Genomic DNA, 17078 nt, shown 5'->3' on the forward strand with positions numbered 1-17078 from the left:
AGCATACCAAGAAAAAGCAAAAAAACTAAATCTCAAAGAATATCTTTGTGTTGCGATATAATAGATGAATCAGATAAGCTCATCTCTCCAAAAATAGTAGGATTTGCAGATGGCAAGCTCTGTCATTACGAAAAGTTTAAAAGACTTATTGGCTGACTTTTTAAAGAACAATAAAAAGGCCGATTTATTAACAACTTATTTCTTTTTCTTAGAAAAGAAATATAATATTCAGCCTGTTTTATTTCTTCGTGAAAAGACAATTTATCAAAGTAAAGAAGAAATTTTAAAAAAAGCCGAAGAAGAAGGCAAGCTCTGGCGTGAGACTGAGATTAAAATTCAAGTTGGAACGCCTGCCGTCAATGAAGGAACCAAGAAAATTTACATCTGTCCTTTCACTGGAAAGGTATTTGGAGATAACACTCATCCCAATCCACAAGATGCCATCTATGACTGGGTTTCTAAGTGTCCTGAAAATACAGAACGCATCGAAGGGATGCGCGTAAAACGTTTTTTTGTCTCTGAAGACCCAGAAGTGATCAAAAACTACATACAAAAACGGAAAGAACCGATTACGAAAATCGTCTTTTCTTCAGGTTTGACAGGGAAGCTGTTTAACAGCAAAAAGGCTGTGATTGAGGACTTTGAAACAAATCAACTCAAACCTATGCCCTTACTTGACGTCCCCAGTCAAAACCGCTTCCAAATCGAAACCCATTTCTTGAGCTTCATCGAAGAGCAACTCGATGAATCTAAGATTACAGCTTTCGTAGAAGCGATGAGTGAACATGATGAGTTTTCAACACATGTTGAGCGCTGGGTCGAAGAAAATAAGTAAATTTAGCTCTTCTCTAGAAGAAACGGCAGAGATAGGACGCAGCATTGCCAAAGACTTAGCACCAGGAGCGATTGTTGCTTTTTTTGGAGATCTTGGAGCCGGTAAAACCACCCTTATCAAATCACTTGCAGCAGAGTTAACGGGAATTGACCCACATGAAGTGAGCAGCCCTACTTTCACTTACCTTCACATCTACAAAGGGACAGGCCTAGTTTATCACTTCGATCTCTATCGACTTGAAAATGCAACTGATTTTCTAGAAAGAGGCTTTGATGAATTTTTTGATGCAGGAGGCATTTGTCTGATTGAGTGGGCCGAGAGAATCGACCCCATTTTACCTGAGCATGCACACCGTATTGAGATCAAGCATCAGGATGAAAACAATCGGATTTTCACTTTTTATGAAAAAAATCATGTTTAAACAGGCCCGCTTTCTTACCTCGGCACTGAAAGAAGCCGAGTGTCCGAGCTTGCAAAATGCCCAAGGAAATCCCCTCCCCGAAATGGCTATAGTTGGACGATCAAACGTTGGAAAGTCTTCACTGCTCAACCATCTGATGCAAAGCAAATCGCTTGCCAAAGTCTCATCAAAACCTGGAAAAACACAACGGATCAACTATTTTCTCATCGATGAAACTCTTTTACTAGTTGACCTCCCTGGTTACGGCTATGCAAAAGTAGACAAAACAACTAAGCAAAACTGGGCCATTCATTTAGAAAACTACCTCAATCAACGGGGCTCTCTCAAACTTCTCTTATTTTTGCTCGACATTAGACGAACTCCCAATGAAGATGATTTAGCCTTTCTCGAATGGGCGTACTTTCAAGGGCTCTCAGTGATTTTAGTACTCACAAAAACTGATAAACTCAAAGAAAACGAAAAAATCAAGCAAACTGAAGCTATCATAATGACGTTAAGACGCGAGAAAAGCTTGAGTGGATTGCCTTATGTCCACTATTCTGTTAAAGAAGGTAAATGCAAGCACCAATTAATTGAAGTGATCAATAAAGAACTATGGGGCTAATACAAGAAGATACATTTGTCTGCTTTGACTGCGAAGCAACAGGTCTTGATCCAAGAATAGATGAGATCATTGAAATTGCCGCAGCAAAGTTCACATTTAATCAGATTATTGAGTCTCGTGAAGACTTGATTGATCCTGCATGTCCCATTCCACAACACACGATCGAAATCCATCATATTACAGACGAAATGGTGCAAGGAAAACCCAAGATTCAAGATGTCTTAGCAGAATACCTTGAATTTTTCTCCGGGCACGTGATCATTGGACATGGCATCCCGTTTGATATCGCCATTGTCGAAGCTGCAGCGCAAAAGTTTCGCATTCCTTCTAAATTGTCGAAACTCCCTTTTATCGATACCCTCCGCCTGGCAAGACTGTATGGTGAAAGCCCAACCAATTCACTTGAAATGCTTCGGTCCCATTTCAATATTAAACCTCATGGAGCGCATCGAGCAATGAACGATGTCCATGTTAACATCGAAGTCTTCAAACATCTTTGTAGCAAATTTAAGACAACCGAAGAAATTCTAAAACGACTTGAACGACCGATTCAGCTTAAAGCAATGCCTCTTGGAAAACACAAAGGGCGCTCTTTCAAAGAAATCCCATCTGAATACCTCCAATGGGCAGCAAAGCAAAACTTCGATCAAGACTTACTCTTTTCTGTGCGCACCGAATTGAAAAAAAGAAAAACGGGGAAATCTTTTGGTCAAGCAAGCAACCCCTTTAGCAGTTTATGAAGTATTCTCTACAAGATTTGAAGCTCAAAGGACAAAAAATTCTCATGCGAGTCGACTTTAATGTCCCCATTGATGAAGATGGCTCAGTGAGAGATGATACCCGCATCCAACTTGCACTCCCTTCCATCGAATATGTGATCAATCAGGGAGGCCGACTCATTCTCATCAGCCATTTCAAACGCCCAAATGGGAAAAAAGATCCCAAACTTTCCCTAAAACCCATTGCAGATTATCTCTCCAAACTTCTTGGGAAACCTGTTCCCTTAGCGCCAGATTGCACAGGGCCAGAAGTCGAAAAGATGGTCGATCAAATGCAAAATGGAGACGTTCTCCTTCTCGAAAATGTACGTTTTTATATGGGAGAAGAACACCCTGAAAAAGATCCTGAGTTTGAAAAAAACTTAGCAAAACTTGGCAATGTTTACGTAAACGATGCATTTGGAGCAGCTCATCGAAAACACACATCAACAGCTCTTTTAGCTCATCATTTTCCTGAAAAAAATGCACTTGGCTTTTTGATGGAAAAAGAAGTGTCATTTTTTTCAAAACTGATACGCAATCCTAAGAGGCCTTTCTATGCCATCATTGGGGGAGCAAAAGTGGGAACAAAAATCGGAGTTCTTCAAGCCTTGACCGATACAATCGATGCAATTTTTATCGGAGGAGGGATGGCGTTTACATTTATGAAATCGCAAGGACTTTCTATCGGCGATTCACTTTGCGAAGATGAACATCTTGAAACAGCCCAAAACTTTCTCAAAACATGCGCAGAAAAAGCAATTCAAGTTTATTTTCCAACCGATTACATCATTGCTGCAGAGTTTTCTAATGATGCCAAAAGGCAAATCGCCAGTGCAAAAGAAGGTATCCCCGCTACTTGGCGCGGAATGGATATTGGCCCCGATACCATCGAACATTGGAAAAAAGTGCTAAAACAAGGTTCAACAATTTTTTGGAATGGCCCCATGGGAGTCTTTGAATTTTCCCACTTTGCAGAAGGAACTCACTCCCTTGCAGTCATGCTTGCCGATATCGGCTCTACTGTAGTCGTCGGAGGGGGTGATTCAGTGGCTGCAATTAATGCGATGGGGCTTCAAAAAAGTTTTACACACGTCTCTTCCGGAGGAGGAGCCGCTCTAGAGTTCATTGAATTTGGCCATCTTCCTGGATTAGATGCTCTAACCGATCGTTAGTTGTTGTATAATATGCCACACCTGCTATAATGAGAGGCAAATGATACAAGGCGTTTTTCGCGAGGCAAGCCTCACAAATGACTCAAAAATTTCTTAGACGAGGGCCGTTGTGCAATCCGAGCAACTAACCTCTCGCCAAGTTAGAAGTCTCTCCTCCATTTTATCATTATACTCGCCCGCATACAGTCAAAACCCAATCAGATTTAATTCAAACGAACCTACGGGGATCTATGTCAACACAGACTGATGTGAGTTTCAGTAAATGGCGCTCATTTTTGTGGCCAATTCAAGGAAGAGAAATTAAAAAATTTCTTCCTCTTCTCCTGATTTACGCTCTCATTTGTCTTAACTATAGCGTCTTAAAAGTCGCAAAAGACACACTTGTCATTACAGCCCCTGGATCAGGCGCAGAAGCAATCCCGTTTATCAAGGTCTGGGTCATTCTCCCCATGGCACTCCTCGTAACTTATCTCTTTACTCGCCTCTTCAATCGATTTAGCCAAGAACAAGTGTTTTACATCATGATCGGGAGCTTCATTTCGTTTTTCGCTCTATTTGCATTTGTCCTCTACCCCTTGCGAGATTTTCTTCATCCTCATGACACAGCTGATAAATTACAAGCCATGCTTCCACAGGGATTCCAAGGGCTCATAGCCATTTTCCGTAACTGGTCCTATACCCTCTTTTATGTGATGTCTGAGCTATGGGGAACCGCTATTATGTCTGTCCTCTTTTGGGGATTCACAAATGAAATTATTTCTGTAGGTGAGGCCAAAAGGTATTATGGAATTCTCAGTGTAGGGGCCAATATTGCAACTATTTTTTCAGGGTACATCACCACCTTTCTCTCTTTGCAAGTGATTGACATGTCATTCATTTTTGGACCTGACCGCTGGGGACAATCATTAGGTCTTGTGACATGTGTTGTTGTTGCAGCAGGTCTCCTTATTATGGCCCTTTTCAGATGGTACAACAAGCGAGTCATTAATCGTGATGCAGTACTATTAAAAATGAAACAAGACCACACAGAAACGAAGAAGACCATGAAAATGGGAATGCGTAAGAATTTTGCTTACCTTGCAAAATCAAAGTATTTAATTTGCATTGCAGTTCTGGTTGTTGCATTCAATGTTGGAATCAACATGGTCGAAATTATCTGGAAAGATCAAATCAAAGAACTGTATCCCAATCCCAACGATTTTATTGTTTATATGGGGAAGGTCATGAGTGCAATTGGTTGGGTTGCAACATTTGTCGGACTATTTCTCAGTAGTAATTTAATCAGGCGCTTAGGATGGACTGTCAGCGCCTTAATCACTCCTGTTGCTCTCCTCGTAACAGGTGTTTTCTTTTTCGGATTCATTCTCTTTAAAAACAACCCTACATTAGTGGGTTGGACAGCCGCCATAGGATTTACACCTCTTGCACTAGGGGTTCTCTTTGGGACAATCCAAAATGTGATGTCTCGAGCATGTAAATACACCTTATTTGACTCTACAAAAGAAATAGCGTTTATCCCCCTTAGCCCTGAGTCCAAGCTAAAAGGAAAAGCTGCAATTGATGGAGTAGGCTCTCGCGTTGGAAAGTCCGGAGGGTCGATTGTTCATGGTGGACTACTGATGCTCTTCGGCTCCGTTTCTCTCAGCGCACCTTACGTCGGCTTGATCTTACTCGCCGTTGTTTTCGGTTGGATTGGTGCAGCTCGTTCACTCGGGAGACAATTTAATCTCCTTACGACGCATCATGAAAAACTCGAGATTAACGAGGAGGCACAGCCCTCCGAAAAAAAGCCCTTACTTGAATCCGTTTAAGTTCGTAAATACGGGTATGCCATATCCGCCTCGAATGGCAGATTCAACATGGCGTAGCATCTGTTCTACGTGGTTTCGAAAGACAGGTTCTTGAGCAAGCTTAGGAAGCAAATAGCTCCAATTGTAAATCACATTACCAGGTACGCCAAAGCGGCTTTGCCCTGATGCAAACCAAAGGAGCCAACTCGGCCTTGTATTCATGCAATAACGTAAACGGGAGTGCCAATGATCGACCAGATCTTCTGTGAGAGCGAATTGAAGTTCTTCTTGAATGATCCAATCTAAGCAATAACTATACTTTCGCCCATCGAATAGATCTGCCAAAATTTCTTCTTCAATAAATTTAAGAAGTGTGGCTGGATGCCCCTCTGCGTACGGGATTACGTAAGCATAAATGCCTGTTTTTTCTACAAATTTTTCTCTTACAATATCGACAAAGGCATGAAGTTTCATTCCCCCTTCAAAAGGAGTACGACTTGCTCCCACTTCCTCAATAGAATAGACCTCAGCATGAGTCCATTCCCTGGGGATATTGGCAACGTAACGGATATCGGGAAAGAGATTTCCTAAAACAAAATCTCTAAGAGCTTCCTGTGTTGCAATGGGGTTTTGCTCGGCCCATTTCTCAGCAAAATAGAGGTGGGTCATCGGACCGGCAGCAAAAAGAGAAAAAGGAAGTAGTAAGATCCATAAAAACTTTTTCATAAAAACCTCCAGAAAAAATCATTCCAAACAGAATAGTACGATTAAAAATTATACTCAAACGACTTCTATACTCAAACTCTGGGGTTTCAAAAGATGCTTTGCTCTACCCAAAATTCACCTTTAAAAGTTGTTTGAGTATAAAGTGTAGAGGGAGTCGATAATGATGCTTTTTTTTTCTAAGTTATGCCATAATGACTCCTATGCAAAATATTATTGAATTTATCGCAGATCACAGTAACTACGCTCCCTGGATGGCATTTGGAATGATCATCCTAGCGGGATTTAACATTCCCCTAAGTATTGATGTTATCATGATCGTTAGCGCTGTCTTAGCCGCAACAACGATTCCAGAGCATACATACTCTCTTTACTTCAGCATTCTAGTTGGAGCTTACTTTTCAGCTTGGATTGCTTACGGAGTAGGGAGAACTATTGGCAGAAAGCTTCTGAAACTTCGGTGGTTCTCTAAAATTTTGCACGAAGAACGCCTGACAAAAGTGGGCGCCTTTTATGATAAACATGGATTTTTAACTTTGCTTTTAGGCCGCTTCATCCCTTTTGGGGTTCGCAATTGCATTTTTATGACTGCAGGAATGAGTCACTCCCATTTTGGGAAGTTCGCCATGCGTGATATGGTTGCCTGCTTTGTATGGGCAACTACGTGCTATGCAGCTTTTTACAACCTAGGACTCAACTACCACATCCTGATCGAACGGGTCAAAATTATAAATATTATCATATTTTTAGCTTTCAGTGTGACGGTAATTGCTCTAGTTTGGTATAAAAAACGAAAGAAGAAACAGGCATTGTGAGGATCCCAAAAGAGGTCTCTTTTAAAGGTTTATGCTGAACCCACCAAATAGTCTTTCATTTCTGCGCGCTCCATTAGCGCTTCTTTTCATCATTGATAACACAATGATGCGTGTAGCAATCATTCTACTTGCAATGCTCACGGACTGTATTGATGGCTATTTAGCACGGCGGTACCGCTACACATCGCGCTTTGGTGCTGTTTTAGACCCCATCATGGACAAATTTTTTGTCTACGTCGCCCTGTCTGTCCTGGTTTTTGAAAGCCAGATGGAGCTTTGGCAAGCAGGAACAATGCTTACACGCGACTGTTTCCTGTTTATTTTTATGCTTTACCTGGGAATTTCTGGAAATTGGAAAACCTTCCAACTCCGCTCTATTCGCTGGGGGAAAGTTACAACAGCCTCCCAGTTTTGCATCTTGATCGCGATTGTCTTAAAATTCCCCATTCCAGACTTTCTCTACTTGTTCTTCATCTTATTTGGATTCCTTGCATTCATTGAGCTCATCCAATTTTCACGTCGCACTGTACGATAATTCAAAAATTCACTATATTTTTTTTCAAATTACCTGAGATTTAGAGTTGTTTCACTCATTCTCAGGGATTTTTCTTAGTCTTTTTGTCTTGAAAAGGATCGCTTGGCCCTTAGCTTCGCCAAAAATGCTGAGAATTTAAGAGAACCCTCTCTTGAAAAGATGTAAAATATACTCGTGACAATTGAAACTTAGAGAATTTGACAAAGAGGCTCCTCAATATTTTCATTCGGAACGAGTATATACTCAGAACTCAGGTTATTTGAAAATTTGTGATTTATGGATCCAATTCCCGGACTAAGTTCTCTTTTAATTCCTATCGAACCGACTTTTAAAGGGATCATTCGATCTTCTTGCATCAATTTCAGCGAATGGATCATCTCATTGCCCTTCGGAAATCCTTCCTTTGAATATTCGACTGATTTGACCTTGAGAGAAGTAGAAACAACCACACTGCAAAAAGTCCTACGCGTGATAACAACAGCACTTTTTGCTTTCATTTGCTATCAAACAAAGCCTGCAATTTTTGCCCTTGTTATCCTTCCCAAAATCTACCACCGATACACCCTCCCTGAAAAGAAACCTTCACCGCCTTCCCCTCCTCATCCTACACCTCCTGCACATCATTCTTCTGAAGAAAAAATATTCGGCTCATTAAACTCTCAAGAAAAAATTCAGATTTCATGTCTCCTTCCGCTCATCGATTTTTTCTTGAATCTCAAAGACTTTGGAGCGGCTCACCATGTTGTGAAAACGGCTGGCTATGAAATCTACTCTCAAGCCCCAACATTGGGTTTAAAAGAACTCGAAATCTACGTTTTGGAAGGAAACACGAAGGAAGCCAAAGCATCCGCTCAAAACCTCACATCTGGCATCAAAACCGCCGAAACCATGAAAGCTCTTCTCCCACAAATTATTCAGCAGCTAATTCGTGGTGGACACATCGACCTTGCTCATGAGCTCGCTCTTAAATATCCAACCGAAGGTTCTGAGGCTCAATTCCTCCTTGTAGCTCATCATCTGTCTACAGGAAATAACGCAAAAGCAGACGTTTTCTTAGATCAGTACAAGGTCGATCAACGAAAACAATTGATAGACTACTTTAAAGAAATGAAACAATATGCACTGGCCCTTTTAATTGCAGAAAACACTCCTGGGTATTTTTTCCCTGACCTTGAAAAAGCTTTGCTCTGCGCAAATACCGGGCAGAGTGAAAGCGCACGTGCATTGATAGAAAATTTTAAAATCGAAGAGAAATACCCCCCTTTCGTAGTCCGCTACGCACAGGTATTAAGAGCTCTAGGAGAGCATGGAAAAGCATTGAATATTGTTACAGAGCTTTTTCTCTCTTTCAAGGAAACAGACCCTACGCACAACTATTGTAAAAAACTCATTGCAGATCTTGTATTTGAAGAAAAAGATCTCGACCGCCTCAGACTCATCCTTGACGGAGTTAAAGAGGTCTATTTTGTAGATAATGTCTATGAATTCTACATCCAGCTTTGCAAAGAGCAGAAAAAACCAGACCTCCTTCTTGACGTGCTTCAGAAACACAATCTCTCTTACTCAAATAAAGAGGCTGTCCAATTGGGACAATTTGAAATCTACCTTGATCTGGATCAACTAGACAACGCGAAAGACATTCTAAAACACCTTCTTTTTCTCAAAAGGCAAGCCCTTTTACTCTTATGTCGGTATTATGCAAAAAAAGGACTCTTTGAGGAGGCTCAGCAATCATTAATGGCAATTGTAGATCCTCTAACCTCCACTCGAGCCAAAGTGCACATCGCAGAGGAGCTTTTCAAAAGAAGCTCTAAGGAAGGACTTAAGTTTTCAGGTGAGATTTTAGAGAAAGTTCTCAACATGCCAACCGAAGCTTGATATCAGTTTCACATTCTGATAAAATTATCTCCTTACAAACAAAAATTTTCTTATGAAAAAAACAACTTATTTTAATCTCGCGACACTTATTGCCCTTTTGCTTGGAATTTTAGCTGGATCCTTTTCAAACACCTACATCCATGAACTGAGCCTCTCCATTTCTGAAATCTTCCTCAAGATGTTAAAATTCATCAGTTTGCCAATGATTTTCTTGGCCATCGTTTCTACAATGACCCAAATGAAAAGCTTGTCAGAAGCAAGATTCATGCTACGAAAAATCTTAAAGTACACCATTGCTACCACTCTCGTAGCGGCTACAATTGGCCTTTTGCTCTTTCTCCTCGTGCGCCCTAATCCCCTCGCATCAGAAGCTGCTACAACCTCTCTTCAACCTCAAGGAAGTTATTTGAGCTTTCTCTCAAAGATCATTCCTTCTAGTTTGATTGAACCGTTTATCGAAAATAATGTCTTGGGAATGGCCTTCATTGCGATGGTCTTTAGCATCTCCATTTTAAAACTTCCTGAGAAAACAACCCAAACAGTGAAGGACTTTTTTCAAGGGCTCTTTCATGCCTTGCTCAAAGCCACAAGTTGGCTAATCACCATCATGCCAATTGGGATCTTCGCCTTCACCGTTCAGTTCACTGAAAACATCCGCTCCCATCAAGAAGACCTCAAAAAGTTACTCTTGTACGGTCTAGTTGTCGTAGCAGCCAACTTAGTTCAGGGGTTTATTGTTCTACCCCTTCTTTTAAGATGGAAAAAGATCTCTCCGATCCGGATCGCTCGAGGAATGATGCCAGCTCTTACAACTGCCTTTTTTACAAAGTCGTCAAACGCATCGCTTCCCCTAGCTTTGGAGTGTGCAAAAAATCGCCTGAAGCTTTCGGACAAAACAGCGCAATTTAGCTTCCCCCTTTGCTCGATTATCAATATGAATGGATGCGCTGCCTTCATTTTAATTACCATCTTGTTCGTCTGCACAGGGCACGGAATCACATTTTCCCCTTTTGAGCTCATTGGCTGGGTCTTTCTTGCTACTCTCGCAGCAATTGGGAATGCAGGTGTTCCCATGGGATGCTATTTCCTCACAACGGCTTTCTTAATTGGCATGGGTGTCCCGATTGAAATGATGGGAATCATTCTTCCCCTCTATTCCCTATTCGACATGGTTGAAACAGCTCTCAATGTCTGGTCCGACAGCTGCGTCACAGTTGTCGTAGATCAAGAGCTCAAAGAAAGATCTTTGGGGAAGGAACATCATCCTGTTAGAGCTTAGACAGCGTCATCTCTATCTAGATTTAATTCCTACCAAAAATTTGAACCATATTATGACGAGGAGTTCTAGTAAAATTCCCAAAAATATGAACTTTATTATAGACCTTCTTACATGCAATATAGACCGTATGCGGACCAATTCTGGTCTTTTCTTGACATACAATCTCTGTAGAAGGCCTTTGTTGGAAATAACGGCTGAAAGTTAAAATGATAATCGCTTCGATAACAGTTGGGGCATACAGTTTAACATCGCTATGACAAGGATCCTTTGTAGACTCTCCGATAATCATCCAATAAGTTTGATCAATATTCAAAAGCATCTCTAACTCGATCCTAGAACTCTTTACGATATCTTTCTCGATTATTACGTTTTTCATTGCAACATTATCAAGATATGCTGGAATCAAAAAAGCTTCAGCGTTTACAGCCTGACTAAAAAGATTCAATAACCCTTTTGCTGAAATACAAGGTTCATCTCCAATGTTCCCATATCTAATCCACTTGGTCTTCCCTAAGACTAATTCCTTCATCTTTCCTAGAACTTGTTGGCTCATCATGTTCCATGTATGGCACACGCATGAAGCAGCGGAAAGTGCAAAGGGAGTCAAAAAGTCGAAACAATAAGATAGCTCATCAATTGAAGGAAAAGGTGCACATTGATGAGATATCGCAACCTCATCATTTTTACATGCAATAGACATCATAGCAATGATTCTCCAAAATCCACGAATAGCAGAAAGATTTTACACACAACTTAAATTTCTGAGAAGTGGTTTAGGTATAGATAACCTGAACTCTGGGTTTATTTTGCTTAGTCTTAGGTGAGAGAGCTCTCTTTGATTCTCGGTATTTTTAGCTTGGGAAGAGCCAAACGGTCCTTTTCGAGGCAAAAAGGCTGAGAAGAACGAGAAAAATCCCTGAGAACGAGTGAAAGCAACCCAGAGTTCAGGTTAGATAGCGTCTCAACTTGTATTAATTGACAATGTGGTCGATTTTGAAAGACAAAAATCCGCTGCAAATCTGGGAGCAATTAATGTTAGAAACTTTTGTTAAATTGTACTAGTATCATCCTATGAAACGATTCTTTCTTACTCTCATCCTTTATATGCACCAAGTATTTACTCTTTCTATTTCCCATGAGGATGCTTATCTTATTGGCGAGAAGATTTGGAAAAATGAATGCAGCAGCTCAAAGGAAAAATTGACTCATTGGAATGTTGGAGAAAATTTTGCTTCTCTTGGCATCGGTCATTTCATTTGGTATCCAAAAAATGAACCCAAAAAATTCCAAGAAACATTTCCAAATTTGATCAACTTTTTAAAAGCCCATGGAGCAATGCTTCCCCTCTGGCTTGAGGCAACTGCATCATGTCCCTGGGACTCACGTGAAACCTTTTACGCTAACATCCAATGTCAGGAAATGAAAGAGCTGCGCGCATTCCTTTATGAAACGCGCGCGCTACAAGCAATTTTCATTGCTCAAAGACTAGAACCTGCAATTGAGGAAATCCTAAAACTCAGTCCCGAAAACTCCAGAGAACACATTGCAAAAACATTTGAAGCACTTTCTAAAAGTGGTAAAGGATTGTATGCCATGATCGATTATCTGAATTTTAAGGGAGCTGGAACTTCGCCTGATGAGAAGTACGAAGGAGAAGGATGGGGACTTTTCCAGGTTCTCCAGTTCATGCCAGCTGTTTCAGAGTCTCCAATCCAAGATTTTATCGCTAGCGCAAAAAAAGTGTTAATGACCCGTGTGCAAAACGCCCCTCCGGAGAGAAATGAAGCCCGTTGGCTTCCTGGCTGGCTGAATCGCATTGCCACATATTTGTAAAAAATCTCAAACCTAAAGGAGAAAGTTTACAAAACAATTCTCTTTCGGTTAACATCAATAGATATTCAATGACTATAAGAGGACATCCTATTTTATGAACATTACACGTGAATCGATTTTTATTTCTGCTTTCCGAACATTTTGCAACTCCCTTGCAGGAATGTTTGGCATTTTAGTCGGTCTCATCATTATCGGAGTTCTCTTTATATTTGCTTCTAAACCCGCAATGGTTTCTGACAAAACAACAATGATCATTGCCGCAGATGCTGATGGAAATCGCTCACTCCTACCAGACTCCTCTCCTGCAATTTTACGCATCAACATTCACGGAGAAATTGGAACACGGGATCTAAACGCCAAACTTCTTCAGACACAACTCCTGGACTCTCGTGAAGGAGCATTGAAACACAACCGTGTTAAAGGAATTCTTTTGCACATCAATAGTCCTGGTGGAACAGTCGACGATGCTAACAACATGTACATGTCCTTAGTTGCATACAAAGAAAAGTATAAAGTCCCCATTTATGCTTATGTCGATGGAATGTGTGCATCAGGTGCGATGTATATCGCTTGTAGCGCCGACAAAATTCTTTCTAACCCTACAGGAATCGTGGGTTCCGTTGGGGTGATCATGGGACCAAACTTCAATGTTTCAGGACTCATGGAAAAATATGGCGTTTCTCAGGTGACCCTCACCCAAGGGAAAGATAAAGATATGCTCTCTCCTTACCGCCCATGGAAACCCGGTGAAGATGATTCACTTAAAGCTATTTTAGCATACGATTACGAGCGCTTTACCGACATTGTTTCCAAAAACCGCCCTAGAATCAATAAACAAAAATTGATCAATGAGTATGGCGCGCAAGTGTTTGACCCACCTAAGGCTCAAGAACTTGGATATATTGACGACGGCGACTCCTCTTATAGCTCTGCCCTTTCAGAACTCGTGACCCAAGCAAAAATTGACACCGCCTATCAAGTCGTTGAACTTAAAGTTCCTCATCCGATATTATCGGATCTTATTGAAGGTCAATCACCTCTCTTTTCAGGAAAAATTAAGCACGAAATTCAACTCACCCCAGCTTTAAAATCAGAATGGATGAATCGTCCCTTGTATCTTTACTCCCCGGCTTTGACAACCAATTAGTGAAGATGAAAAACATCTACCTGCTCGATGCCGTTTCGTTTCTTTTCCGCTCTTATTACGCCATCCGAAACATGACGAATAAGCGGGGAGAATCGACCGGTGCCTTGTATGGTTTCATTCGTTCTGTTCAAAAAATTATCAAAGATTTCGGCCCTGAGCATCTCGTTGCCATTTTTGATGGACCAAACAACAAGCAATCTCGCACGCAAATGTACGAGCATTACAAAAGCAATCGAACAGGAATGCCTGAAGATCTCGTACCACAGCTTGAACTCGCTCTCGAATTCTGCAAATTGGCGGGGATTCCCTGCCTTTCTGAAGAAGGCGTTGAAGCCGATGATTTGATAGGAGCAGTTGCAAAGTGGGCAGAGAAAAACCATGCTAAAGTTTTCATCTGTTCGAGCGACAAAGATTTAGCCCAGCTCGTCTCTGACCAGGTCTTTATGATTCATACTCATAAGGACAATTTACTCATTGATCGGGCAAAAGTCGAAGAGATCTACGGAGTGAAACCAGAACAAATCGTCGACTATTTGGCTATTATGGGGGACGCCTCAGACAACATCCCAGGGATTCCTGGGTTTGGTCCTAAAACAGCAGCTTCCCTCCTTCAAGAATATGGAACCCTCGAGAAACTTCTCGCTAGTCTCGATAGCATGGAAAATCAAAAATGGGCAGAGAAAATCCGAGAACACAGAGATGATGCTCTCTTAAGTCGCCAACTCGCCGAACTCATTTTAGACGTTCCTTTCCCAAAAGACGAGGAAGCATACAAGTTGAAAGGCCCAGACCTCGAGCCACTCACTGCCTTGTACCAAGACATGAATTTTTCGACACTGCTCAAAGAACTTGGTGAAGAAGAACCCCCTGAGTCGCCGCAAGAGCAAGTAGACTACCAGATTGTCGATGATCTTGAGAGTCTAGACAAACTTATTTCACACCTTGCCACTGAAAAAACCATTGTCTTTGACACCGAAACAACAGAATTGCAGCCTATGAAAGCCCGCCTCGTCGGGATTGGCTTTTGCATTGAAAAAGGAAAGGCTTGGTACATCCCCACGAATGGAACCCTTGGGTTAGAGATAGTTTTAGAAAAAATTCGCCCTCTTTTTGAAAACCCCAAGATTGGATTTGTTGGCCACAACATCAAGTACGACTTACACATCCTTCTCAATCATGGAATTGCGCTTCCGAAAATTGCATTTGATACCATGGTTGCCTCTTACTTGCTCAATCCTCAAAACAACCGGCATGGACTCGATCAATTGAGTTTGGAAAAATTTGGAAAAATCAAGACTCCAATTAAAGATCTCATTGGAACGGGGCAAAAGCAAAAGTCGATGCTAGACGTTCCGATCAAAGAAGTGGGGCCTTATTGCTGCGAAGATGTCGATTACACCTTCCGTTTGAAAAAGCGATTTGAGGCAGAAATCAAAGAGGAGTCTTTAGCTCCCATTCTTTATGACATTGAGCAACCTCTAGTTCCAGTTCTCATTTCAATGGAACGCACAGGCATGTATCTCGATAGCGAAAAGCTCAAGGCAATGTCAGGGATATTAATAGAAAAAATCGCCCGCATCGAAAAAGAAATTTACGCCTTGGCTGGAGAAAAGTTCAACATCAAGTCTCCTAAACAACTCAGCGAAATTCTATTTGACAAGTTACAGATTCCTACAGGTCAGAAAAAACGGAGCACCCGTGCAGATATTCTCGAAAGTTTGCAATATGAGTACCCCATTGCCTCGAAAATTCTCGAATTTCGTGGCTTAGAAAAGTTGCGATCTACATACGCTGACACTCTTCCTCTACAAGTCAATGAGTCTACAAAACGGATTCATTGTACCTTTATGCAAACCGTGACCGCAACTGGACGCCTTTCTTGCCAAGACCCCAATTTACAAAATATCCCTATCCGTTCTGAAGAAGGGCGCAAAATTCGCGAAGCATTTCGCCCAGACCCCGAAAACCGGCGTTATCTCTCAGCAGACTACTCTCAGATTGAATTGCGCCTTCTCGCTCACATGAGTCAAGATCCTAAACTGATTGAAGCATTTCAAAACGACAAAGACATTCATACTTCAACCGCAGCTGCAGTTTTTGATGTTCCGATTGAAGAGGTCACCAAAGAAATGCGCTCTCAAGCTAAAGCTGTAAATTTCGGAATCATTTATGGCCAGCAGGCGTTTGGCCTGTCGCAAGAGCTTGGGATGGAGCTGAAAGAAGCTTCCCGATTTATTAAACGGTACTTTGAAAAATACCCTCAGGTGAAAGCCTTTCTCGAAGCTTGTAAAGAAAAAACACGTAAAACAGGGATGGCTACGACAATGATGGGGCGCAGGCGGATGATTCCCGAAATCCACAGCACCAATGGAATGATTCGTGCTGCTGCAGAGCGACTCGCCGTAAACACTCCGCTCCAAGGAAGCCAAGCCGACATCATCAAAATCGCTATGATCAAATTACATGACCAATTGAAAGACGATCCTGAAGTTCACATGGTTCTTCAGATTCACGACGAGCTCATTTTTGAACTTCCAGAAGATCAGATTGATCGGGTAAAGCCCCTTGTCCACCACACAATGGAAAACATCGTACAGCTCTCTATTCCCTTGAGGGTTAACATTGAAATTGGCAAAAATTGGGGAGAATGCTAAGCTTAAGGAAAATAGCAGTAACTGGCGGCATTGCTTCAGGCAAAACCACAGTTTGTCGCCTTCTAAAAAAGCACGGAGCTTATCAGGTCAGTGCTGATGATATCATCCATCAGTTATTAGAAAAAAATGCAGAGTGCAAACGTCGTGTGATCGCCCTACTTGGCCCAGACATTTTGACAGATGACAAGATTGACCGAAAAAAAGTGGCCTCTTTAGTTTTTTCAGACCATGAAAAGCTTCAACAATTAGAAAACTTACTCCACCCTCTACTCTTTACCAAGATTGAGGAAGAGTACAGAAAGGTAGAACATGATAATCGCTACTGTTGCTTTGTTGCAGAAGTGCCTCTCATTCAAGAAATCGGCAAGGAAAAAGAGTTTGATCTTATCTTGGCCGTTATCGGCGATGAGAAAACAGCAAAAGAGCGTTTTATTGCAGCCGGCTTTTCCAAACAGGAATATGACAGACGCATGAAAAGACAATGGGATCCTGAAAAAAAAGCAGAGCTGGCAGATTTCACCATTACAAATGATGGGGATATTGCCCATCTAGAAAACCAAGTTAAAGAATTCATCCACACCTTGATTTAAGGAGCAAAACTTGCAATGAACGAAGATAGCCAAACAGGACC

Annotated in this window: 16 protein-coding genes; 14 read left to right on the forward strand and 2 right to left on the reverse strand. The window is 41.5% G+C overall.

The genetic code is table 11. The annotated features are described in order from the left end of the window. The first annotated feature begins 109 nt into the window (after positions 1 to 109). The 6 genes from SNE_RS11165 (at position 110) to SNE_RS11190 (ending at position 5604) form a co-directional block, all read left to right on the forward strand. A complete protein-coding gene (locus SNE_RS11165) occupies positions 110 to 835 on the forward strand; it encodes a DUF2709 domain-containing protein (protein ID WP_013944549.1) in 726 nt (241 codons plus the stop codon). Continuing rightward, positions 786 to 1256, forward strand: a complete 471-nt coding sequence (gene tsaE, locus SNE_RS11170) for a tRNA (adenosine(37)-N6)-threonylcarbamoyltransferase complex ATPase subunit type 1 TsaE (protein ID WP_231919510.1) — start codon at positions 786 to 788, stop codon at positions 1254 to 1256. The genes SNE_RS11165 and tsaE overlap by 50 nt, the downstream gene beginning before the upstream one ends. Further along, positions 1249 to 1860: a ribosome biogenesis GTP-binding protein YihA/YsxC gene (gene yihA, locus SNE_RS11175; protein ID WP_041419504.1), complete on the forward strand. Its 612-nt coding sequence runs from the start codon at positions 1249 to 1251 to the stop codon at positions 1858 to 1860. Before tsaE ends, yihA begins: the two co-directional genes overlap by 8 nt. Further along, positions 1851 to 2600, forward strand: coding sequence for a putative quorum-sensing-regulated virulence factor (locus SNE_RS11180; RefSeq protein WP_013944552.1), 750 nt, complete (start codon positions 1851 to 1853; stop codon positions 2598 to 2600). Before yihA ends, SNE_RS11180 begins: the two co-directional genes overlap by 10 nt. After that, positions 2597 to 3793: a phosphoglycerate kinase gene (locus SNE_RS11185; RefSeq protein ID WP_013944553.1), complete on the forward strand. Its 1197-nt coding sequence runs from the start codon at positions 2597 to 2599 to the stop codon at positions 3791 to 3793. The genes SNE_RS11180 and SNE_RS11185 overlap by 4 nt, the downstream gene beginning before the upstream one ends. 230 nt (positions 3794 to 4023) lie before the next feature. Beyond that, positions 4024 to 5604, forward strand: a complete 1581-nt coding sequence (locus tag SNE_RS11190) for an Npt1/Npt2 family nucleotide transporter (RefSeq protein WP_013944554.1) — start codon at positions 4024 to 4026, stop codon at positions 5602 to 5604. Here SNE_RS11190 and SNE_RS11195 read toward each other — a convergent pair. After that, positions 5587 to 6309, reverse strand: a complete 723-nt coding sequence (locus SNE_RS11195) for a hypothetical protein (protein WP_013944555.1) — start codon at positions 6307 to 6309, stop codon at positions 5587 to 5589. The genes SNE_RS11190 and SNE_RS11195 overlap by 18 nt on opposite strands. Before the next feature lie 200 nt (positions 6310 to 6509). Between SNE_RS11195 and SNE_RS11200 the strand changes: the two genes are divergently transcribed. The 4 genes from SNE_RS11200 to SNE_RS11215 all read left to right on the forward strand — a co-directional run bounded on the left by SNE_RS11200 (position 6510) and on the right by SNE_RS11215 (position 10813). Continuing rightward, positions 6510 to 7121 carry a DedA family protein gene (locus SNE_RS11200; protein ID WP_041419505.1) on the forward strand — a complete coding sequence of 204 codons (612 nt, stop codon included), beginning with the start codon at positions 6510 to 6512 and terminating at the stop codon, positions 7119 to 7121. Positions 7122 to 7152: 31 nt separating this feature from the next. Further along, positions 7153 to 7656: a CDP-alcohol phosphatidyltransferase family protein gene (locus tag SNE_RS11205; RefSeq protein ID WP_013944557.1), complete on the forward strand. Its 504-nt coding sequence runs from the start codon at positions 7153 to 7155 to the stop codon at positions 7654 to 7656. Between the two features lie 276 nt (positions 7657 to 7932). Further along, a complete protein-coding gene (locus SNE_RS11210; protein ID WP_013944558.1) occupies positions 7933 to 9534 on the forward strand; it encodes a tetratricopeptide repeat protein in 1602 nt (533 codons plus the stop codon). A gap of 52 nt (positions 9535 to 9586) precedes the next feature. After that, positions 9587 to 10813: a dicarboxylate/amino acid:cation symporter gene (locus tag SNE_RS11215; RefSeq protein ID WP_013944559.1), complete on the forward strand. Its 1227-nt coding sequence runs from the start codon at positions 9587 to 9589 to the stop codon at positions 10811 to 10813. A gap of 22 nt (positions 10814 to 10835) precedes the next feature. On the opposite strand, the gene SNE_RS11220 is transcribed toward SNE_RS11215, so the two are convergent. Next, on the reverse strand, positions 10836 to 11516 hold the full coding sequence (locus tag SNE_RS11220) for a hypothetical protein (RefSeq protein ID WP_013944560.1): 681 nt from the start codon (positions 11514 to 11516) through the stop codon (positions 10836 to 10838). 368 nt (positions 11517 to 11884) lie between these two features. On the opposite strand from SNE_RS11220, the gene SNE_RS11225 reads away from it, so the two are divergent. From SNE_RS11225 to coaE, 4 genes are all read left to right on the forward strand, one after another. Next, entirely contained in the window at positions 11885 to 12646 is a 762-nt protein-coding gene (locus SNE_RS11225) for a hypothetical protein (RefSeq protein WP_013944561.1), read from the forward strand. A gap of 94 nt (positions 12647 to 12740) precedes the next feature. Next, positions 12741 to 13793: a S49 family peptidase gene (locus SNE_RS11230; RefSeq protein WP_013944562.1), complete on the forward strand. Its 1053-nt coding sequence runs from the start codon at positions 12741 to 12743 to the stop codon at positions 13791 to 13793. Then, entirely contained in the window at positions 13742 to 16447 is a 2706-nt protein-coding gene (gene polA / locus SNE_RS11235; protein ID WP_231919511.1) for a DNA polymerase I, read from the forward strand. The genes SNE_RS11230 and polA overlap by 52 nt, the downstream gene beginning before the upstream one ends. After that, positions 16441 to 17037, forward strand: coding sequence for a dephospho-CoA kinase (gene coaE / locus SNE_RS11240; RefSeq protein WP_013944564.1), 597 nt, complete (start codon positions 16441 to 16443; stop codon positions 17035 to 17037). The genes polA and coaE overlap by 7 nt, the downstream gene beginning before the upstream one ends. Positions 17038 to 17078 lie beyond the last annotated feature (41 nt).

Origin of the sequence: Simkania negevensis Z, assembly GCF_000237205.1 — a bacterium.
Classification (GTDB): domain Bacteria; phylum Chlamydiota; class Chlamydiia; order Chlamydiales; family Simkaniaceae; genus Simkania; species Simkania negevensis.